We start from the raw sequence: 20,219 nt of genomic DNA on the forward strand, positions 1-20,219 counted from the left end.
GTGGTTATGATTCAAATCCTCTGTGTGCTCTGTGCCTTTGTGAAGACGCTCTTGAGGATGAACAAATCCGTCCAGGCAAGAAGCTCATTCTCCCGGATGATATGTCCGCTCCGTATGCCCCTGTAGCTGTGAGCGATAGTAATAAACCTCTCGCAGGTCGCCGGTAGCGTACCGCTTCGCCTCGTCGTTGAAGTGGCGCGACAGGGGATTGCCGCTCTCGCCGCCGGCCGTCACCGCCCTCGCCCGAACCTTCGGACCGAACTCGATGACAGCGACGAAGCTGTTTCCGCTCGTCCCATACCATTTCTTCGTATTCGGATACTGCTTCGCTCCGAACGACGCCAGCGATCCCCATAACGAAGAAGTGAAGGCGACCGGCATGCTCCACTCCGAATCACTGAAGTGCGGATCGATGTCGTCATCGACGCGCTGGAAACGGTTGATTTTGCGCCACGGCGTTTTCCAGGTTCCGAAATCCGCCGTCAGCCGATCCGACGCCGCCGCGAGCGCCGGCAGCAACTTCTCACTCGGCAACTTGCTTATATAGTCGTACGGAGTTTCGCCGCTCGCCAGAATCGCCTCGCGGTTCTGTCGAAACACCTGGTCTCCCCAGAACACGGCCAGCGAGGTCGGAACGGAGTCCAGGCCCCAGCGGTAATCCCACCGACGCAACTCAGCGACCTGGTCCTTCAGTTTCGCTTTGAGCGGATCTGAGTCCGGGGCTTCATCCCAAGACTTGACGAGACTCGGAACTGTCTTGGCGAACCATGGCAGATACGAATCGAATGCCGCACCAATCAGCCCATCGATCGAAAAGTTTTTATTGTCTTCGAGTACGCGAACCGCATGCAATCCGCGCGCCGTCTCGCCACCCATTTCGACATACGCCGGGTAATCGGACTTCTTCAAACTCCCGGGCCCGCCGGCCGACCACGGCGCATCATTCGAGTTATAAATCCATCCGCTCTTCGGATCGAGCAGATGCGGCGCTTCGTCAACCGTGAGGTGGCCATTCCAATCCGTCGCCGGAATGCTGCCATCCACCGGCTTGGTGAAATCGAAACGGTTGTCACGCCGCGGAATGTAGTTTCCCTGGAAGTACGCGATGTCGCCGTCGGAATCCGCGAAAATGGTATTGTTCGACGAGTTCGCGTACATCTCCATCACCTTCAGGTACGACTTGTAGTCCTTCGTCTTCGTCCGCAGGAACGACTGTTCGAGCTGCTGGATCGGCAACTGCATCAGCTTGATCGAAACCCACTTGTCGCCAATCTTGCGAACGACCGGCCCATGGGTCGTGTAGTACACGGTGAACTTTCTCTCGGCCATGCCGTTGTAGGTTCGGTACGGCACCGTGATCACCTTCTCGGTCACCGGACGCTCTTCGTCGCCGTATTTGTAGAAGTACTTGTCGCCCTTTCTCGAGATCGTCTCCAGGTATTCATCCACCGCATCGACGCCGCTCGACGTGTGCATCCAGCCGGTATGCTCGTTGAATCCCTGGTAGATGAAGAACTGTCCCCAGGTGGAAGCGCCATAGGCATCGAGGCCTTCGTCGCTCACCATCTGCAGCTCCGAGCGGAAGAAGAACGACGTATGCGGATTGATCAGCAGCAGCGCGTGGTGGTCAGTCGTATTTGACGGAGCAATCGCCATTCCGTTCGACCCACGCGGCTCGCCATCCTGTGGTCCTTCGTCGGTTTCTCTCGCGGCCGCGCTCGGCGTCCCACTGCCATAGAACGCCTGCAACTCGCGCAGATTCACCCTCTCGATGTCGCCGCCAATGCTGCCTTCCGTGAAGCTCAACGCCATCCACGGCTCAAAGTGGTGGATCACCCGGGGCTTCACATCCGGATGCATATAGAGGTAATAGTTCAGGCCATCGGCGAAAGCATCCATTAGCTTCTTCAGCCACGCCGGGCTCTCCGCGTACTTCTGCTTGAGATCGACAGGATCGATAAACAGCTTCATACGCAGATCCTGGTAGATCGCCGACTCGCCCTGCGTTTGCGCCAGCAGCCCCATGGCGTTGATGTAGTTGGTTTCCACGCGATTGAAATCATCTTCCGCCTGGGCATACTCAGCGCCAAAGACCGCGTCGGCATCGCTCTTGCCGTACACGTGCGCGATACCCCAATCATCGCGAATGATGGTCACGTTAGTGGCTTCCTGCTTCCAGCGTGCAATCTCCTGCTGCGTCGCCGCCTGCGCGGCCAGCGAAAGGAAAACGACTACAAGGACAAAAAGAATTCTCTTCATGAGACCTCTACAGGGGATGGTGTAGGGAACACAAAAACGCCGTTCCGGTTAACCCGACATGGTAACGCATGCGCGTAGCTGAAACGGGTAGAAGTCATCAAGACGGAGTCGCCTAAGCCACACTGCAGCCCTGACGCTCGTCAGCGACCGAACCTCGCTGCTGAAAAGTGAAAGATGCGGTGAGAACTCTGGAGGGGGCAGCGATTACGGCAGGCCGACTGCCGCTTGCACCCGGGCTTGCAAGCAGCAGGGCCTGCCAGGAACCTCTACGCGGTTTTCCCGGCGGCGATTGCGTGGACGTCGCCCGTGGTGAGCGTCTTCCCTCCGATACCCCAGTCCCCGCTCCTCGTTTCTTCCAGAACAACAACGGTATAGGGCCGCAAGGCCTCGCCCTCGATGGATACCATGGCGTCCGTTAGTTTGGTGATGATCTCTTTCTTCTTCGCCGTGGTGAATACGCCTTCAATCATTTTCACTTCGATCAGTGGCATTGCTATCTCTCCTCTTCTACGATATTGGGCTCCTGGTGAAGCCGAGATTGACTATGCGCGAAGAGATGGATGCCGTCTTGATTTTGAGTCTTATGTTTTTGCCTGCGCATCCATAACCGAAACTTCAGTTTTCCTTTCGTCCGGCCCACTTTGCAGTACGTCTATTCAGGTGAAACGATGGATGCTCTTTCCGAAGTATTGCGGGTGGTGAAACTGGAGAGCGCGTTCTTCTACAACGGTGAATTCAGCGCGCCTTGGCGTTTTCGCTCGCCAGAGTCCTGCAAGTTGGCGGCTTTCATTCGTGACGGGGCCGGACACGTGGTTGTCTATCACCTCCTACTCGAAGGCCGGGTCTATGCCGAAGCACAAGATGTGCGACTGCAGCTTCGACCGGGGGACATCGTCATCTTTCCACACGGTGATCCGCACGTAATCGAAAGCGGCCCCTCGCCTTACACCATTGACGGTGAAACCGAACTGCAACGCATCTTCTCCTGTGGGCTGAAACAGTCGCGCATGGGAGGCGGTGGCGAGATCAGCCGCTTTGTGTGCGGGTTTCTAATGTGCGAACCGCGGATGAGCCAGGTATTCCTTGCCGGACTACCCTCCGTGTTTAAAGTCAACATTCGTGATGGCGCAGCTGGCGAGTGGCTGGAGAAATCCATCCAGTATTCGATCTCGCAGGCGGGCAGCACTCAATCGGGCAGCGAGGCCGTACTGGCGAAGTTATCCGAAACACTCTTCGTCGAGACCTTGCGTCGTTACGTCGCGGAACTGCCCGAGCACCAAACTGGTTGGCTTGCGGGAGCGCGCAATCCGGAGGTCGGAAAGGCACTCGCGCTCATGCATAGCCGGCCAGAGGAACCGTGGACGATTGAGGGACTTGCACGCGAAGTCGGACTCTCGCGTTCCGTTCTGGCACAGCGGTTTCGGCAATATCTTGGTGAGCCCCCGCTCGCTTATCTCACTCGATGGCGGCTGCAACTTGGTATGCAAATGATGGCTTCCACGAACCAGAGTGTGGCTCAGATCGCGTCGACCGTCGGATATGAATCCGAGTCCGCCTTCAATCGAGCTTTCAAGCGAGAGTTTGGCGATCCGCCCGCACGTTATCGCAGCAAGGCGAGGCAGCTAGTCGGCAGGGCATCTGCGCCTTCAAGATAGATTCAACAGAGAATGGCAGCGGTTGGTTTTGAAACGTTCGTCGTTAGGCGATTGCAACTCCCTCGAACGGCTTCTCCAGCGACTCGCTCTGTGGCGTCATCGGTTCAGCACCGCGCTCCGTGATCACCATATCGTCTTCCAGTCGAATGCCGAACTCGTCGGGGATATAGATTCCTGGCTCATCGCTGAATGTCATGCCAGCCTCGAGCGGCAGTTCGTTGCCGTGAACCAGGTAGGGCCACTCGTGCCCATCCAATCCGATACCGTGTCCCAGGCGGTGCCCGAAGAACTTATACCCCGGACCGTAACCCGCATCGGCGATCAACTTTCTCGCAGCATCGTCCACGCTGCCGCACGGACGCCCGACTTGCGCGGCCTTGAGCGCCGCCTGTTGTGCCCGGTGAATGATGTCAAACGCGGAATTCATTTTGTCGGTCGCCTTGCCGAGCACAAACGACCGCGTGATGTCCGATTGATAGCCTTCAACCGTGCAACCGCCGTCAATCCACACAACCGCGCCTTCTCGAATCACCTGCTCCTCAATTGCGCCGTGAGGATTCGCTGTGTACTTCCCGACCATCACGAATACATCGGCATTCGGGAACCCGAGTTGCCGGTGAGCGGCCCTGACGAGTTCTTCGAACTGCCGCCCAGTCATGCCGGGCTTGAGGGAAGTATGCGCCGCGGCGTAGGCGGTCAGAGTGACCTTATTTGCCAGTCGCATTAATTCGAGCTCATGCGAACTCTTGACCATCCGGCAACCGGCAGTGACGGCTGTCGCGCTGACGAACTTCAGGGCCGGGGCAGCCTTCGCCAGGCCATCGCTGAAGACAAACGGAACCGTCTCCTCAATGCCTATGGGTCCGGTCGCTACGCGTCGATCTCGGAGTGCGGCGGCGAGCAGCGCATAAGGATTATCGTCCTCCTCCCACGTGAGAACCGGCGCGGACTTCCCGAACGGCCCGGCGGAGATTTGCCCAACGGCTCGCGCTTCCTCGAACTTCGGGCAGACGAAGAACCCGTCTCCGCGCCCTGGCAGCACCATGGCAAAGAAGCGTTCGCTCGGCCACCATCTCACCCCCGAGAAGTAAGTCAACGAAGTGCCGGAGCTGACGACCATCGCATCGATGTGCCCCTTCGCCATCAACTGCCGGGCCTTATCAAGTCGCTCGTGCCGTTCCGCACCGGTGATAGGCTTCGCTTGCGCTTTCCGCGATTTCAGGCGGGCAATCGCGCTCGGCAGCTTTTCCGTATCGGGCTGAATCTCGGCAACTGTTCTTCCGGCACCGAGAACCACTCCCGTCGATGCGGCGCATTGTAGAAACCGGCGTCGGCTGAACACTTTTCCCCCGTGGTTGCTGGTAGCGAGCCATCATAAATCAGAGCGCCGGCAGCAGGACCACAGAATCGAAGTTGCAATCCACGAACGTGCGCGGCTGCCAGCGGATTTTCGGGTTAATTCGCTTGGGAAAGAAGTAATTCTCGTGCGAGGATATCGGAACCATGAGTGGGGCGCAGGCGGGGGAATCAACCGGTAACAACCAGCACAGTCTGAAGCGCCAACTAGGTCTACGCGACCTGGTCTTGACGCAGATTTTGTACGTGGTCGGCACCACTTGGGTGGGCGTGGCCGCCGGTTTGGGCCATGCCCAGGTGGTGATGTGGATAGCCGCCATGATCCTGTTCAATGTGCCAATGGCTGCCTCGGTCATCGCGTTGAACCGCATCATGCCGCTGGAAGGCGGATTGTATGTGTGGGCCCGTGAAGCCTTCGGCGATATCGGCGGCTTTGTCACCGCATGGAACATCTGGGTGTACGGAATTGCGGTCACGGCGACGATTCTCTACGAGACGCCGTCGGCAATTGCGTACTTGCTGGGCCCGCGGGCGCAGTGGCTTCCGAATAGCCACTGGGCGAGCACGGCTCTTATCAGTGTGCTTGTTTTGGCGGTAATGTCGGCGGCGTTGCGCGGGCTCGGTGTGGGCAAGTGGATTCACGATATCGGCGGGGCCGCGATGCTGACGGTTTTCGCAATGCTGATCCTGCTGCCGCTATGGGGATGGGCGCGACACGTGCCCATGCATTGGGATCCGCTACGAGTCACCGCACCCCCGGCCGATCTCCGCACCCTCGCTCTATTCGGGCAAATGATGTTCGGCGCATTATGCGGACTTGAGTACGTGGCAATCCTGGCCGGCGAGTGTAAGGAGCCTGAGCGAACGATCGGCCAGTCGGTGTGGATTGCCGCGCCGGTCATCTGTCTCATGTTTGTTCTGGGCACCGGGTCGGTGGAGGCGTTTGTGCCGAAGGGCCAGATTAATTTCATCGCGCCCATCCCGCAGACGCTGCGCGCAGCGCTGGGAAATGCGGGATTGGGAAATCTACTCGCAATTGTGGCAATTGCGCTGGTGGAAGTGCGCCTGCTCAGCGCCGCGAGCCTGGTTTTTACCGGCGTGACGCGGCTGCCGATGACCGCCGGATGGGACAGGCTGGTGCCGAGCTGGTTTTCGCGGCTGCATCCCAGGTGGCGGACCCCTGTGAATTCAATCGTATTTACAGGGGTGCTGGTTCTGTTAATGCTGCTGGCCGCGAGCGCGGGCGTGCATGCCCAGGAGGCGTTCCAACTGCTCGAGAACGCCAGTCTGACGCACTACGCCGTGGCGTACCTGGCGATGTTCGCGATCCCGATCGTCGGCATGGGGACTCTGCGACGACGTTTGCCGCGTTGGTTGAAGTGGACGTCCGCGGTGGGACTCTTGTCGACGTCGTTCAGCCTGCTGATTGTCGTCTATCCCTTCGTGCACGTCGTGAATGCGCGCGTATACGCGCTGAAAATTGGCGGGACGGTGGTCGTGAGCAACCTGATCGCGCTCGCGTTCTATGCGGTGCGACGGCGAATGATCACACGTGAGGAGCGCGAGGCAGCCAGGGCATAGAACGCATTCCCGAATAAGGGGAGCCCACACTGTCTACACGCCCGTCATTGCGACCATCAAAAAGATGATTACGTCCTGAATGAAATGGAGTGACCACGCCCATCCCAGGCCGCGAGTATCCACCATGCTTCGGGCCACTATCCATGCAAAGAAGGCGGCCATTGCCACCCCGGAAAATCCGGAAGGATGTCCGCCAAAGTGGGCAAGCCCAAACAGTACCGACGTCGCCGTGATCGCCTGCGCCACTCCCATGAAACGAGAACCGTACGCCAGCAGCAGGCATCGAAACCTGAACTCCTCGCTGAATGCATTCAAAGCAGCGAATACGACCGCCGGGGCGAGCGCGGCGAGCAGCATCCCCGGTCGAAAGTGGTTCGAGGCGTTTGAGACAATCCATAGCTGCACCAGGAGAGTCGAGGAAATCGCGATCAACAGAATCGGTGCCACGACATTCCATCGTGTTCCTCGCAGGAAGGGCAGCCGAGTCGATGCGCGTAAATCTCCCGTCGCGAGGAAGACGTCTTTCCGGGTGAAACCACTTCGAAACAGCGTTAATGCGGCGATGATCGCGGGGATGAAACTCAGGAAGACGCCAGCGAACATGCGCTGTGCATGGGAAGCAGTCTGAAACCAGCCAACGTGCGCCTGGATCCTGCCCGCAACGGAGTCCCCGGCCACGAGTGCCGCCAAGACCCAGATGAACCGGTCTAGATATGATGGCGTCGATGCCAAAACCCTGACCGAAAGTGCCATCACGCAGAGCACTACGGCCTTTGCAATAGAGAAGTGCCAGGTCGGGGCCGACGTTCCCAGCAGATGCGCGGCGATGCTGTCGAAATCACTGGCGACAACAATTGCTGCCCACGCAATCAGCGCCTGGCGCGCTGAGACCCATCCGACAGACGAAGTTTGGGTCGGGGTTGCTTCGTCTGCTATCGCAGATCCCATTGGAACCTCTTCCGATTGACAGTACGTGAAAATGGTTTGTACGTGTCACGGAGCAGGAAGGTTCCCGCGATGCCGCTTCTGACGATTCCGACTGCTGCCAGACCCGCTCTGGGCGTCCTCTATTTTCTCGTCGCTGCACATCTCAATATGCCCTTGCGAAGACAGCGATCGTATCCGCCTCTTTGCCCGTGTAGACGCATTTCCCCGTGCCACCCGGTTGGTCATTCGGAATCACACGGATGGTCGCCTTTGTTTCTTCCTGGATCGTCTCTTCGTCCTCGCGTGTGCCGGCCCACCAGCAGCGCACGAACCCCAGTTCCACGCGCTCTTTCAATTCGTCGTAGTTGGTCGCCTCGAACGTGTGCTCCTCCCGGAACTTAAGCGCGCGCTGATAAAGGCCCTGTTGGATCTCGTCCATCAGTTTCGTCACATGCTCGGTCAGACCCGCCTGCGGAACAAAGCTCTTCGGTTTCTTCCCTTCGGGCGCGGAGCCGTCGAGCACAACCCGCTGCGCCAGCGCGACGCTCTGCTTCTGGACATCCTTCGGCCCGACCTCCATCCGCAACGGCACGCCCTTCAGTTCCCACTCGTTGAATTTGAACCCGGGCGTCAGATGCTCGCGCGTATCGATGTGGAACCGGATCTTGCCTCGCCATTCGGCCGTGATCTTGCCGATCGCCTCCATTACGCTCGCCTTTTCGGCGTCGTTCTTGTAAATCGGCACGATCACCACCTGTATTGGCGCAAGCCTCGGCGGCAGCACCAGCCCGTCGTCATCGGAGTGTCCCATAATCGTGGCGCCAATAAGGCGCGTCGAGACGCCCCATGATGTCGTCCACGCGTGCTGCACCTGGTTGTTCTTGTCGGCGTAGGTGATGCCAAACGCTTTCGCGAAATTCTGCCCGAGATTGTGCGAAGTGCCCGCCTGGAGCGCGCGGCCATCCTGCATCATGGCCTCAATCGCATACGACCGCAGCGCCCCGGCGAACTTCTCTTTTTCCGTCTTGATCCCGCGCAGCACCGGCAATGCCATGTCCTTCTCGACAAAATCGGCATAGACGTCGTTGAGGATCATCAGCGTTTCACGCTCGGCGTCGTCGTGGTCGACATGCACCGTGTGGCCTTCCTGCCAAAGGAATTCCGTCGTGCGTAGGAATGGACGCGTACGCATCTCCCAGCGCATCACGTTTGCCCACTGGTTGATCAGCAGCGGCAGATCGCGCCACGAACGCACCCATTTGGCATAGAAATATCCGATGATCGTCTCGCTTGTAGGCCGAATCACGTACGGCTCCGAAAGTTCCTCGCCGCCGGCGCGTGTCACCTCCGCGACTTCGGGGGCGAATCCCTCCACGTGCTCGGCTTCCTTCATCAGGAACGACTTCGGGATCAGCAGCGGAAAGTAAGCGTTGACATGGCCGGTGGCCTTGATGCGCTCGTCCAGTCCACGTTGAATTGCCTCCCAGATCGCGTAGCCGGTCGGCTTGAACACAATGCAGCCACGTACCACCTCGGCATAATCCGCCAGGTCGGCGCCACGAACGATATCCAAATACCACTGCGCATAATCCTTCGCGCGTGGAGTGATCCCCTCTTTCGCCATTCGAAAACTGTGCCCCTTCTCTTTGGATCAGAGTTCACCGGCAGAAGCAGTGCATCCATGATAATCGCCAGCGAAACAGAAATTTTAACTGTTCGAGTGCTACAACGGCGTTCGTGCCGGATATGACCGGCCAAATGACTCCGTGCGGAAGCTGATGACGGCCGGAGACTCCAGCGTTATTGCTGAAGGTTGTCACTGCTACTCTCCGGCCACTAGGGCAGTATTCGTTGGATAATTTTGGGGCCACTTCCCTGGACGCATGGCAATCAAAGGGGCATGGCTAATCCCTTCAATGGAGGAACAGCATGAGCGCAAAGAACGAATCCAAAGAATCCAGGCCTGCTTCCAAAAGCGGGACGTTTGCGATCGGTGGTGAACTTCCGGTGCACCGGTTGGGTTTCGGTACCATGCGACTCACTGGGCCCGGCATCTGGGGCGAACCGGCGGATTGCAAAGAGGCTATCGCTGTTTTGCGCCGAGCGCTCGACCTCGGAATCAATTTGCTCGATACCGCCGATTCCTACGGACCTTATGTCGCAGAGGAACTTATCCGTGAGGCTCTTCATCCTTATCCAGCCGGGTTGGTCATTGCGACCAAGGCAGGACTGCTTCGAACCGGGCCAAATTCCTGGACTCCGCTTGGCCGCCCCGAATACCTTCGGCAGGAATGCGAAATGAGCCTCCGTCGGTTGAAGCTCGACCGCATCGACTTGTTTCAACTTCATCGAATCGACCCTAACGTACCCGCGGACGATCAATTCGGCCTCCTGCGCGATCTTCAGAAGGAGGGCAAGATACGTTTCGTCGGGCTTTCCGAGGCTAGTGTCGCTGAAATCCAGGCAGCGCGTCGCGTCGTCTCCATCGTAACCGTACAAAACCTCTACAACCTCACAGAACGGAAATACGAGGACGTGCTGCAGTACTGCACGCGTGAAAATCTCGGATTCATCCCTTGGTTCCCGCTCGCCACCGGCAACCTCGCTGCAACAGGCAGCCCGGTTCAACGCGCCGCCGAGCGCGCCGGAGCGCAACCCTCGCAGGTGGCACTGGCCTGGCTGCTCAGGAAATCCCCCGTTATGCTCCCGATCCCCGGGACATCGAAAGTGAAGCACCTCGAGGAGAACACCAAGGCGGCGCTTCTGCAGTTGGATGATGCGTTCATGGACGAGTTGGAAAACGTAAAGTCACCCGGCAAGGCCGCTTGAACATCCATGGCCTCCGGGAGTTGTTATCAGATGAATGAGAAATCGGGACATATCGCGCTAGTCACCGGCGCAAACCGAGGCATCGGATTCGAAGTCTGCCGTCAGCTCGCAACCCGTGGCTTCACCGTCCTGCTCACAGCGCGGGACGCCACGAAGGCTCAGGTTGCCGCGAGAAAGTTGTACGAACCAGGCACAATCGAACCGCTTGCTCTCAATGTCGCCGACCCAGGCAGCGTCGAGTGAAGCCGCTGCTGAGGTGAAGCGCCGATTCGGCCATCTCGATGTGCTGATCAATAACGCCGGCATTAATTACGACACATGGGAGAACGTTGAGAACGCTGACATTCATGGCACGGTAATGGACACGATCATCACGAACTTGGTAGGCCCTTGGCGTGTCTGCCAAGCGTTCCTGCCGCTCCTGCGAAAAAGCCGTTCAGCACGCATCGTGAATGTTTCATCGGAATCAGGATCGCTCGCGAGCATGGGCGCCGGACCACCTGCTTATCAGGTCACCAAGGCTGGCTTGAACGCAATGACGCGTACTCTCGCGGCCGAGCTTCGCAGTGCTCACATCCTTGTCAACGCAGTCTGCCCGGGATGGGTCGCAACGGAGATGGGCGGCCCTGGTGCTCCGCGCAACGTTGCCGAGGGTGCCGCCAGCATCATCTGGGCAGCGACGCTGCCCGACGACGGCCCGACAGGCGGTTTCTTCCGCGATGGCAAACCCCTGCCGTGGTAATGCACAATCCCGTGCCTCGAGATCAAAATGTTGTGCGATGGTCGGAGAGTGTGTTTTTGCAAAGGGAACGCAATGACCAACCCGGCTGGATAAGGATGAAGAGCCTCCGTTCCATCGGATGTTGTTGATTTGATTGGTGGCGGCGGCTGGACTCGAACCAGCGACCTACGGATTATGAGACCGTCGCTCTAACCACCTGAGCTACACCGCCATTGCTGAAAAACGCGGCAGGAACCTGCCAAAAGGTGGGGCGTGGATGACCCAACCTCATTGATTCTAAGGAGCAACTTGGGGCGTGTCAAACCAACGACATCGTGCCATCGAGCGATCGTGCTATCGAGCCAAAGTACAGCATCCAGGGCACGCGAGAGAGTTTTCCCGGAGAGGATTGGAGAGTTCGCATTTCCGGCGGCCCGCGCACGATAACCCGATCGCACGATTCCCTGATTTCTCGATTCCTTCGTCCTTGGTCCTCCGTCTAACCAGTATCCTGTCCATCACCCGAATTAGGTGCTTCGACTGGGGAACTCTCGGCATCAAACCGGGTATAATCGACGGAATGGCTGCGGCGCCTGTCGCGGCGGAGAAGTATTTTAATGTCCAGAGTCACGAAAACAGTTTTGCTGGTCATCTCGCTGGCGTTGGTGTCATTCACGATAGCGGGCGGACTGGGAGTGAAGGCCTCCACCGGCGACGGCGCCTACCGTCAACTCGGGGTCTACAGTGAAGTTCTCTCGCGCATCCGCAGCGACTACGTCGAAGAGCCGAACATCGCGCTCGTCACTGACGGCGCGTTGCACGGTTTGCTGGAGTCGCTCGACGCTAACTCCAGCTACCTGAATCCCGAGCAATACAAACAGTACAAGGCGCTCAACGAGTCCAAGGGCACCATCGGCGCTGCCATCAGCAAGCGCTTTGGCTATGCCGCTGTCGTCTCCGTGGTTCCAGGCGGACCGGCGGATAAGGCGAACATCGAGGCGGGAGACATCTTCGAGGCAATCGAAGGCAAGAGTTCGCGCGACATGTCGCTGGCCGAGATCCATGGCATCCTCAGCGGCACGCCGGGTTCCGCCGTCAACGTCTCCGTCGTGCGTCCGCGTAAGGCTCAGCCTGACAAGGTTTCCATTGTTCGCGAGATCGTGAAGGAGCCTGCGGTCAGCGCCAAGATGATGGACGACGGCGTTGGCTACATCCGGCCTGACGGTTTCCCCAAGGGCCGCGCGCAGGAAATCGCTGCCAAGATCAAGGAACTGCAGAAGGAAGGCGCGAAGAAGTTCGTACTCGACCTGCGCAACTCCGGCAACGGTGACGAGCAGGAAGGCATTGCGACCGCGAACCTGTTCATCAACCACGGCCTCATAACCTATGTGCAGGGCCAGAAGTATCCGCGCCAGAACTTCGATGCCGATCCGGCAAAGGCAGTCACGACCGCGCCGCTTGTCGTGGTCGTGAACCGCAGCACCGCCGGTCCGGCCGAGATTATTGCCAGCTCGATTCTCGAGACCGCTCGCGGCGACGTTGTCGGTGATAAAACCTTCGGCACCGGTTCGATCCAGAAGCTGATCGAACTGCCTGATAGCTCAGCCTTGATTCTCTCGGTCGCGAAATACTACACCCCGTCAGGCAAGGCCATCCAGGATACGGCCGTTACGCCCAACATCCTGGTCGCCGACAACTTCGACGACTTGAACGGCCCCGATGACGAGACCGACAACAATCAACCGGAAGTAAAGAAAACCAACCAGCCCGACGAGCAACTGCGCCGCGCCATCGAAGTCCTGAAGAGCAAGGACCAGAAGACCGCCACGGCAGCAGCCGCCGCTCACGCCGCTTAACTTCGCGACAAGAATCGCTTACGACCGCGAACCCTCGGGTTCGCGGTTTTGCTTTGCACAGAAAAACTCGGTGCCCCGCATCTGCAGTAGTTAGCGGATGTGGGTCTTTTGTACCTGATGCATTCCTCTCCACCCGTGCTATTCTGGCCTCGATCATCTCCGAAAACCGATGAAGGTGTTGTACGAAGAGGTCCCGCCACCGCCGTTCGTTCCGGCGGACAAGCGCCACTTGGCGCGCCAGGTGATCTATGCGCTCATGCTGATCGCCGCCGCCGTGATCGGTTCCCTCGCCGGACTTCTCATCGTCTATTCCACCGATCTTCCCGAAGCCAACGAACTCGAACGCTATCAACCCAGCTCCATAACTGAACTCTACGACGACAAGGGCCGCGTCATCGGCTCGTTCGCCTTGCAGCGCCGCGTCATCGCCAAGTACGACGACTATCCCAAGGTCCTCCGCGACGCCATCATCTCAATCGAAGACAAGGATTTCGAGAAGCATCTCGGCGTCGACTGGTGGCGCGTCATCGGTGCCGCCTATCGCGACATAACTTCGGGCAGCAAGGCGCAGGGCGCCTCCACGCTTACCATGCAGCTCTCGCGCAACCTCTTCTTGAACGCCGACCGCAACTTCGGCCGCAAGCTCCAGGAGACGATGCTCGCGATGTCCATCGAGCGCCGCTTCACCAAGCAGCAGATCTTCACCATGTACGCCAACCAGATATTCCTCGGTCACGGCGTCTACGGCTTTGAAGCCGGCTCGGAATTCTATTTCAGCAAGAAGGCGAAAGACCTCACGCTCGAAGAAGCGGCACTGCTCGCCGGACTTCCCAAGGCTCCGAACTACTATTCGCCCATCCTCAATCCCGAACGCGCTCTTCGCCGGCGCAATCTCATCATTAACTCCATGCTTGAGGACGGCAAAATCACCAATGCCGAAGCCCAGCACGCCAAGTCGATGCCAATCCAGTTGAAGCTCCAGAATGATCCCAACTGGCTTGCACCTTATTTTGCGGAAGAAATTCGCCAATACCTTGAGAACAAATATGGCAGCGACGAAGTCCACCAGGGCGGTCTCAAGGTCTACACCTCGCTCGACACCGATCTTCAACGCGCCGCCAACCAGGCTGTCCTCGATGGTCTTGCCGCCTACGAGCGTCGTCACGGATGGAAGGGAAATCTGCTCAACGTGATCGCCGCCGGCTCCGATCTCGAAAAGTTCGACCATCCGGACTGGCGGCAACCGATCGAGCCCGGTTCCTACGTCCACGCTCTCGTCACCGATGTGACCAGGTCAAACGCAACCCTGCGCCTCGGCTCCTTCACCGCGCAACTCAGTCCCGCCGACATGGCCTGGACCCAGGCAAAATCCCCCGCCGACATCCTTAGCGTCGGCGACATCGTCTACGTCAAGGTTCTCGAGATAAACCATAATTCCGCGCGAGTCTCCCTCGAGCAGGATTCCGGCGCACAAGGCGCGCTGGTCGCCATCGACAACACCACCGGCGAAATCAAGGCCATGGTCGGCGGCCGCGACTTCGATCTCTCGAAATTCAATCGCGCCACGCAAGCTCTCCGCCAGACCGGATCGTCCTTCAAACCCTACGTCTACAGCGCCGCAGTTGAAGAAGGCGCGACGCCCGATGACGTCATCTACGACGGCCCGGTAACCTTCTCGACCGCTTCGGGTCCTTACACGCCACACAATTACGACGGTAAATTCGAAGGCAACATCACTCTCCGCCGCGCCTTCGCACAGTCTCGCAACATTCCGGCTCTCAAACTCATCCAGCGCGTGGGCGTGCAGAAGGTTATTGCGTACGCGCGCAAGTTCGGCGTTACATCGGAACTTCCACCAGTCCTCCCGCTCGCGCTCGGCGCCGCCGAAGTCACCTTGATGGAGCAGACCGCCGCCTTCTCCACTTTCCCGAACGATGGCGTGCGCGTCACGCCTCACTACATAACGCGCGTCGAAGACTCCGAGGGCCACAACCTTGAGGAAGACTATCCCGAGGTCAAGGACGTCATCAGCCCGCACACCGCGCGCGTCATGACGCAGATGATGCAGCAGGTCGTTCTCCACGGAACCGCATACTCCGCGGCGAAGCTCAATCATCCTCTCGGTGGAAAGACCGGCACGACCAACGATTTCACCGACGCCTGGTTCATCGGTTTCTCGCCATCCATCACCTGCGGCGTCTGGGTCGGCTACGATGAAAAGAAAACGCTGGGCAAGAAAGAGACCGGTGCCATGGCGGCCCTGCCAATCTGGATCGACTTCATGAAAGTCGCGATCGCCGGAAAGGATAAGGAGCAGTTCCCTGAACCCGCCCCGGAAGACACAAAGAAAGCCGTCGCGCAGCAGCACGTCGACACACCCGACTTCCGACCCGGCGATGGCGAGGCCCACTGATGCGCCGCTTCGTCAAATACACCGTCGCCGGCCTCGTCCTCATCATCGTTGCCATGGGATCCATGCTGATCACCATGCGGCTGGCAATTCATCGCCGCGAAGTCATTGTCCCGAAATTCATTGGCCTGTTGCCGCAGCCGGCTTACGAACTCGCGCGGCAGAACGGGCTCATCCTCGTTCGCGAAAGCCGTTTCTATAGCGACGATATTCCCGTCGGCCACATCGTCTCGCAGGAGCCCTCGCCCGGTCAAAAGGTGCGCAAAGGCTGGCGTGTCCGCATCGCCGAAAGCATGGGCCCGCAACGCAACGTCGTTCCCAGTGTCATCGGCGACAGCCCGCGCGCCGCCGAACTGAATATCTCGCAGCGCGGCCTCGAACTCGGAACCATCTCGACCATGGCCGTGCCCGATACTCCACCGAACCAGGTCATCGCCCAGAGCCCTCCACCTGATTCGCACGCCGCAAGCCCGAAGGTAAACATCCTTGTCTCCGCACCCGCCGACGATAAGGCCTACGTGATGCCCGACCTCACCGGCATGCGCCTCTCCGACGCCACCGCCGCAATCACCAACGCCGGCCTCAAGCCGCAAGCGCCAAGCGCTGCGACGCCGGATGCAATCGTCGTAAAACAAACCCCAGCCGTGGGCCAGCGCGTCACCAGCGGCGCGACGGTGACCCTCGGCACCGGCACGCCGCCGCAAAGCTAAACTTAACCTGTGTCATCCTGAGCGGAGCCGCGCTGTTTTTGCGCGGCGGAGTCGAAGGACCTTTTGTTTCTCTCAGTGCTATTCGCCTCTTTGCAATATTGCCGCAAAGAACCCATCGCACGGATGCACCCCCGGCAATGTCCGCAGGAAAGCCCCCCGCACCATTGACTCGATATCATCCCAAACCAAGTCGCCCGCATCGCGAAGTCGCATTAGTTCTTCGCGACACGGCACCAACCGAAACTCCGGATGCGAACTCAGAACCTTCTCGACCACCGCCGAATTCTCTTCCGTCTCCAGCGAACAGGTCGAGTAAACCGCTCGTCCTCCCGGCGAAACGTGCCGCAGAGCCGCCGTGATAATCGCAACCTGCCGCTGCTGCAAATCCTCGAGATCCCTCTTTTGCAGCTTCCATTTGATCTCCGGATTCCGCGCCAGCGTCCCGGTCCCGGAGCAGGGAACATCGGCAAGCACGCGATCGAACCTGTCTCCAAGCTGCAACGCCGTGATGTCCGCCGTCAGCACTTCGACATTCGCACACGCAGCCACCCGCTCCTGCAGCAAACGCGCCCGGTGCGGATGCAATTCCGCCGCCACAATGTGAGCCTCGGGATTCCGAAATGCCAGCGCCGCCGTCTTGCTCCCCGGCGCAGCGCACGCATCCAGAACCCGCGTCCCTCGTCCGACCAGCATCGCAACGAGTTGCGACGCTTCATCCTGGATGAATACACGGCGTTCGCGATACGCTTTCGTATTCGTCACATCGCCAGAAACAACCCCCAAGGCTCCGTTCACTAGCACTCCAAGCCTGGTCTCAACTCCTTCTTTTTGGAGTTCCTCTGCGATCTCGGTGCCCGACTCGTGAATCCTCAGCACCGTCTCCGGCACCTTCTGATCGTATTCGCATATTTTCTGCGTCGCTGCCAGCCCGAAAATATCCATCCACCGCGAGACTAACCATTGCGGATGCGCCAGTCGCTGCGCCAACTCTTCAACAGGTGTCCTTGCCGTGATCTTCGGCGGAGAGGACACTATTTTCCGCAGCACGGCGTTGGCGAATCCGACCGCCGATCGCTTCCGCGCCGCCTTCACCAACTCCACGCTCTCGTTGACCGCTGCACGCGCCGGAACCCGGTCGAGAAACCGAATCTGGTACGCCGCCATGCGCAGCGCAATCAGCACCTCGGGATCGAGACTTCGTGGCTGCTTGTCAGAGACCGCTGCAATCGCGAGGTCGAGTGCCGACTGCCACCGCAGCACGCCCATCACGATCTCCGTACAAAGCCCGCGATCGGCAGCGCTCAAATTGCGCAGCAGGTCGGAATGCAGTAACTCCGACGCATAGGCATCTTCCTTCTGTACGCGAAGAAGAATTTGGAATGCAGCGGTTCGTGCAGGCGACGCGGGCATAAACTTTCCGTCGGGCCCCCTTACGCATGCGCGGTGCCCCACATCTGCCGCAGTTGGCAAGGTGCGGGTTCGGCGTAGGGTGGGCTTTTACCTTCCTAACATCTCTCCAGGCTGCGGTCGATAACCGTTGGCGAAATCTCTTGCACTCATGCGTTTCTTCCCTTCAGGCTGCACTTCCATCAAATCCAGCACGCTGCGTTGGCCGCATCCGACGAGCAGGCGGTCCCCGGAAACCGTTACTTCGGCCTGCTCAAGCTGTAGCCCCACGCCTGGCCGGGCCGCATGAACCGTCAACTGCTTTCCACGAAACGTGGTGAACGCGCCCGGCCACGGCTGAAACCCGCGCAGCCGATTGAAAATTTCCGTCGCGCTGAGCGAAAAATCGATCCGCCCATCTTCTTTCTTCAATATCGGCGCCAGCGTCGCCTGCGAATCATCCTGTTTCGTGGGCTGCATCTCGCCGGCTTCAAATCCGCGCAGCGTCTCGATCAGCAGCGACGCTCCAAGCTGCGAAAGCCTCGGCGCAAGTGTGACCGCTGTATCATCCGCTGCAATTGGCATCTCCGCTTTCAGCAGCATGTCGCCTGTGTCGAGTCCGGCATCGATGCGCATCGTGGTCACACCGGTCACGGTTTCGCCGCAAGCAATCGCCCACTGAATCGGCGCCGCCCCGCGATACTTCGGCAGCAACGAGGCGTGCAGATTGAGATTGCCCAGCCGCGGCAGCTCCAGCATCCATTTCGGAATGATGCGCCCGTAGGCGACCACCAGGATCGCATCCGGCCGCAGAGCCTCCATCTGCGCTCGAAACTCAGCATTGTTCCTGATCTTCTCCGGCTGCACCACCGGAATCCCCTCTTCCATCGCCGTCGTTTTGACGGGAGGCGCGGTCAGCGTCTGCTCGCGGCCCACCGGCCGATCCGGCTGCGTCACCACCAGCGGCACATCGTAGCCGGCTCGCAGCGCCAGCTTCAGCGTGGGCACAGCGAACGCGGGCGTCCCGCAGAAGACCAGCTTCATTTCCACTCGCCGGTTCTCTGCAGCTTGCGAATCTTCCGCAAAATCAGGTCCCGCTTCAGCCCGCTCAGCCGCCAGGGGAACAGAATCCCGTCCAGATGATCGATCTCATGCTGGAAGGCGCGCGCCAGCAGCTCGCTCCCCTCCAGTTCAATCCAGTTCCCGTCCAGATCCTGGGCCTTCACCTTCACCTTCGACGCGCGCGTCACCTTGTCGCGAATGTCGGGCAGGCTCAGGCAGCCCTCCTCCTCCACCTGCCTGCCTTCCTTGTGCACGATCTCCGGATTCACCAGCACGATCTTGTCTTTCGGGTTCTGTTTGTTGCTGAGGTCGATGACCGTGATGCGCCTGCCCACCCCGATCTGCGGCGCCGCCAGGCCAATGCCCTGCGCCTTATACATCGACTCAAACATATCGGCCGCCAGCGTGCGCAACTCTTCGTTGAACTCCGCAATCTTCTCGGTCGGCCGCTGCAAAATTGGGTCCGGATATTTAACAATTTCCCTGATCATCTGCGTTTCTGCTTGTGTGTCCCTTTACCGTAAACGGTATCCCGTAATCCCTAGTACTTCCCCACCTGCTCCACATACCCCTCGTAATTCCTCTTCAACTCGCGCAGCGAATCCCCGCCGAACTTCTCCAGCGCCACTCGGGCCACGGTCAGCGCCACCATCGCCTCCGCCGCCACACCCGCCGCCGGCACCACGCACACGTCGCTGCGCTCATACGCCGCCTTCGTCTCCTCGCGCGTATCGAAGCGTACCGACTGCAGCGGACGCCGCAGCGTCGAAATCGGCTTCAGATACCCGCGCACCACAATGTCTTCTCCATTAGAGATGCCGCCTTCGAGCCCGCCGGCGTTGTTTTGCTCCCGCGTAAAGCGCGTGTGCTGGCCGTCTTTCGCCTCCTGCGCATAGCCAATGGCATCGTGGACCTCCGACCCCAGCGACTCTGCCGCCGTCACCCCGCGCCCGATCTCCACCGCCTTCACCGCCTGCAGAGACATCACCGTCTGCGCCAGCAGGCCATCCAGCCGCTCGTCCCAGTTGGCGCAGGTGCCCAGCCCCGGAGGCGCGCCGTGCACCACCACCTCAAAAACGCCGCCCACCGTGTCGCCGGTCCGCAGCACCGCGTCCACTTCGGCTTTCATGCGCGCTTCGGTTTCCGCATCGACACAGTTCAGCAGCACTTCATCCTTCTCCCGCAGCGCCGCAATCTCTTCCCAGCGTGCCGTCCGCCCCAACTCGGCGCGGCCTACGCGAATCACGTGGCTCGCCACGTCGATCCCCAGTTCCAGCAGCAGCAGCTTCGCCACGGCGCCGCCGGCAACCCGTGCCGTCGATTCCCGCGCCGACGCCCGCTGCAGTCTGTGCGTTTCGACACGCGCGAAGAGACGAAGGCTGCGTACGAGCGGAGTGACGTTTGCGTCGTTCCGGCGGCGGGCGTGGCAGCCGAGGCGATGGTGGCGCTGACGATGGCGGCGGTGGC

Annotated in this window: 14 protein-coding genes, 1 tRNA gene and 3 pseudogenes; 8 read left to right on the plus strand and 10 right to left on the minus strand. The window is 59.5% G+C overall.

The annotated features are described in order from the left end of the window. Positions 1-84 precede the first annotated feature (84 nt). Positions 85-2,259: a penicillin acylase family protein gene (locus tag ROO76_16085; protein ID MDT8069686.1), complete on the minus strand. Its 2,175-nt coding sequence runs from the start codon at positions 2,257-2,259 to the stop codon at positions 85-87. 266 nt (positions 2,260-2,525) lie between these two features. Continuing rightward, on the minus strand, positions 2,526-2,750 hold the full coding sequence (locus tag ROO76_16090) for a tautomerase family protein (GenBank protein MDT8069687.1): 225 nt from the start codon (positions 2,748-2,750) through the stop codon (positions 2,526-2,528). A 177-nt stretch (positions 2,751-2,927) separates the two neighbouring features. Between ROO76_16090 and ROO76_16095 the strand changes: the two genes are divergently transcribed. Then, positions 2,928-3,914, plus strand: coding sequence for an AraC family transcriptional regulator (locus ROO76_16095; protein ID MDT8069688.1), 987 nt, complete (start codon positions 2,928-2,930; stop codon positions 3,912-3,914). 43 nt (positions 3,915-3,957) lie between these two features. Here the strand turns inward: ROO76_16095 and ROO76_16100 are convergent, their stop codons facing one another. Continuing rightward, positions 3,958-5,256: a Xaa-Pro peptidase family protein gene (locus tag ROO76_16100; protein ID MDT8069689.1), complete on the minus strand. Its 1,299-nt coding sequence runs from the start codon at positions 5,254-5,256 to the stop codon at positions 3,958-3,960. A gap of 161 nt (positions 5,257-5,417) precedes the next feature. Here ROO76_16100 and ROO76_16105 point away from each other — a divergent pair, with 161 nt between their 5' ends. After that, on the plus strand, positions 5,418-6,851 hold the full coding sequence (locus ROO76_16105) for an APC family permease (protein ID MDT8069690.1): 1,434 nt from the start codon (positions 5,418-5,420) through the stop codon (positions 6,849-6,851). A gap of 33 nt (positions 6,852-6,884) precedes the next feature. On the opposite strand, the gene ROO76_16110 is transcribed toward ROO76_16105, so the two are convergent. After that, complete coding sequence (locus ROO76_16110; GenBank protein ID MDT8069691.1) at positions 6,885-7,799, minus strand: CPBP family intramembrane glutamic endopeptidase; 915 nt, start codon at positions 7,797-7,799, stop codon at positions 6,885-6,887. Between the two features lie 142 nt (positions 7,800-7,941). Continuing rightward, positions 7,942-9,402 (minus strand): proline--tRNA ligase, encoded by a 1,461-nt coding sequence (gene proS / locus ROO76_16115; protein MDT8069692.1) that lies wholly within the window; start codon positions 9,400-9,402, stop codon positions 7,942-7,944. Positions 9,403-9,707: 305 nt separating this feature from the next. Between proS and ROO76_16120 the strand changes: the two genes are divergently transcribed. Beyond that, entirely contained in the window at positions 9,708-10,607 is a 900-nt protein-coding gene (locus tag ROO76_16120) for an aldo/keto reductase (protein ID MDT8069693.1), read from the plus strand. A gap of 30 nt (positions 10,608-10,637) precedes the next feature. Then, positions 10,638-11,349, plus strand: a pseudogene (locus ROO76_16125) (SDR family oxidoreductase). 134 nt (positions 11,350-11,483) lie between these two features. On the opposite strand, the gene ROO76_16130 reads toward ROO76_16125, so the two are convergent. Beyond that, positions 11,484-11,560: transfer RNA gene (locus ROO76_16130), tRNA-Met, on the minus strand. A 385-nt stretch (positions 11,561-11,945) separates the two neighbouring features. Between ROO76_16130 and ROO76_16135 the strand changes: the two genes are divergently transcribed. The 3 genes from ROO76_16135 (at position 11,946) to ROO76_16145 (ending at position 16,304) form a co-directional block, all read left to right on the plus strand. Further along, positions 11,946-13,184 carry a S41 family peptidase gene (locus ROO76_16135; protein MDT8069694.1) on the plus strand — a complete coding sequence of 413 codons (1,239 nt, stop codon included), beginning with the start codon at positions 11,946-11,948 and terminating at the stop codon, positions 13,182-13,184. Positions 13,185-13,353: 169 nt separating this feature from the next. After that, positions 13,354-15,597: a PBP1A family penicillin-binding protein gene (locus ROO76_16140; protein ID MDT8069695.1), complete on the plus strand. Its 2,244-nt coding sequence runs from the start codon at positions 13,354-13,356 to the stop codon at positions 15,595-15,597. Continuing rightward, entirely contained in the window at positions 15,597-16,304 is a 708-nt protein-coding gene (locus ROO76_16145; GenBank protein MDT8069696.1) for a PASTA domain-containing protein, read from the plus strand. The genes ROO76_16140 and ROO76_16145 overlap by 1 nt, the downstream gene beginning before the upstream one ends. A 78-nt stretch (positions 16,305-16,382) precedes the next feature. Here the strand turns inward: ROO76_16145 and rsmB are convergent, their stop codons facing one another. The 4 genes and pseudogenes from rsmB to aroC all read right to left on the minus strand — a co-directional run bounded on the left by rsmB (position 16,383) and on the right by aroC (position 20,103). Further along, positions 16,383-17,714 carry a 16S rRNA (cytosine(967)-C(5))-methyltransferase RsmB gene (gene rsmB / locus ROO76_16150; GenBank protein MDT8069697.1) on the minus strand — a complete coding sequence of 444 codons (1,332 nt, stop codon included), beginning with the start codon at positions 17,712-17,714 and terminating at the stop codon, positions 16,383-16,385. Between the two features lie 87 nt (positions 17,715-17,801). Beyond that, positions 17,802-18,734 carry a methionyl-tRNA formyltransferase gene (gene fmt / locus ROO76_16155; protein MDT8069698.1) on the minus strand — a complete coding sequence of 311 codons (933 nt, stop codon included), beginning with the start codon at positions 18,732-18,734 and terminating at the stop codon, positions 17,802-17,804. After that, positions 18,731-19,243: a peptide deformylase gene (def, locus tag ROO76_16160; GenBank protein MDT8069699.1), complete on the minus strand. Its 513-nt coding sequence runs from the start codon at positions 19,241-19,243 to the stop codon at positions 18,731-18,733. The genes fmt and def overlap by 4 nt, the downstream gene beginning before the upstream one ends. Positions 19,244-19,293: 50 nt before the next feature. Further along, a pseudogene (gene aroC, locus ROO76_16165) lies at positions 19,294-20,103 on the minus strand (chorismate synthase). Here aroC and ROO76_16170 point away from each other — a divergent pair. Next, a pseudogene (locus tag ROO76_16170) lies at positions 20,083-20,219 on the plus strand (chorismate synthase). The pseudogenes aroC and ROO76_16170 sit on opposite strands and share 21 nt — an antisense overlap.

This window comes from Terriglobia bacterium, assembly GCA_032252755.1.
Taxonomy (GTDB): Bacteria; Acidobacteriota; Terriglobia; order Terriglobales; family Acidobacteriaceae; genus JAVUPY01.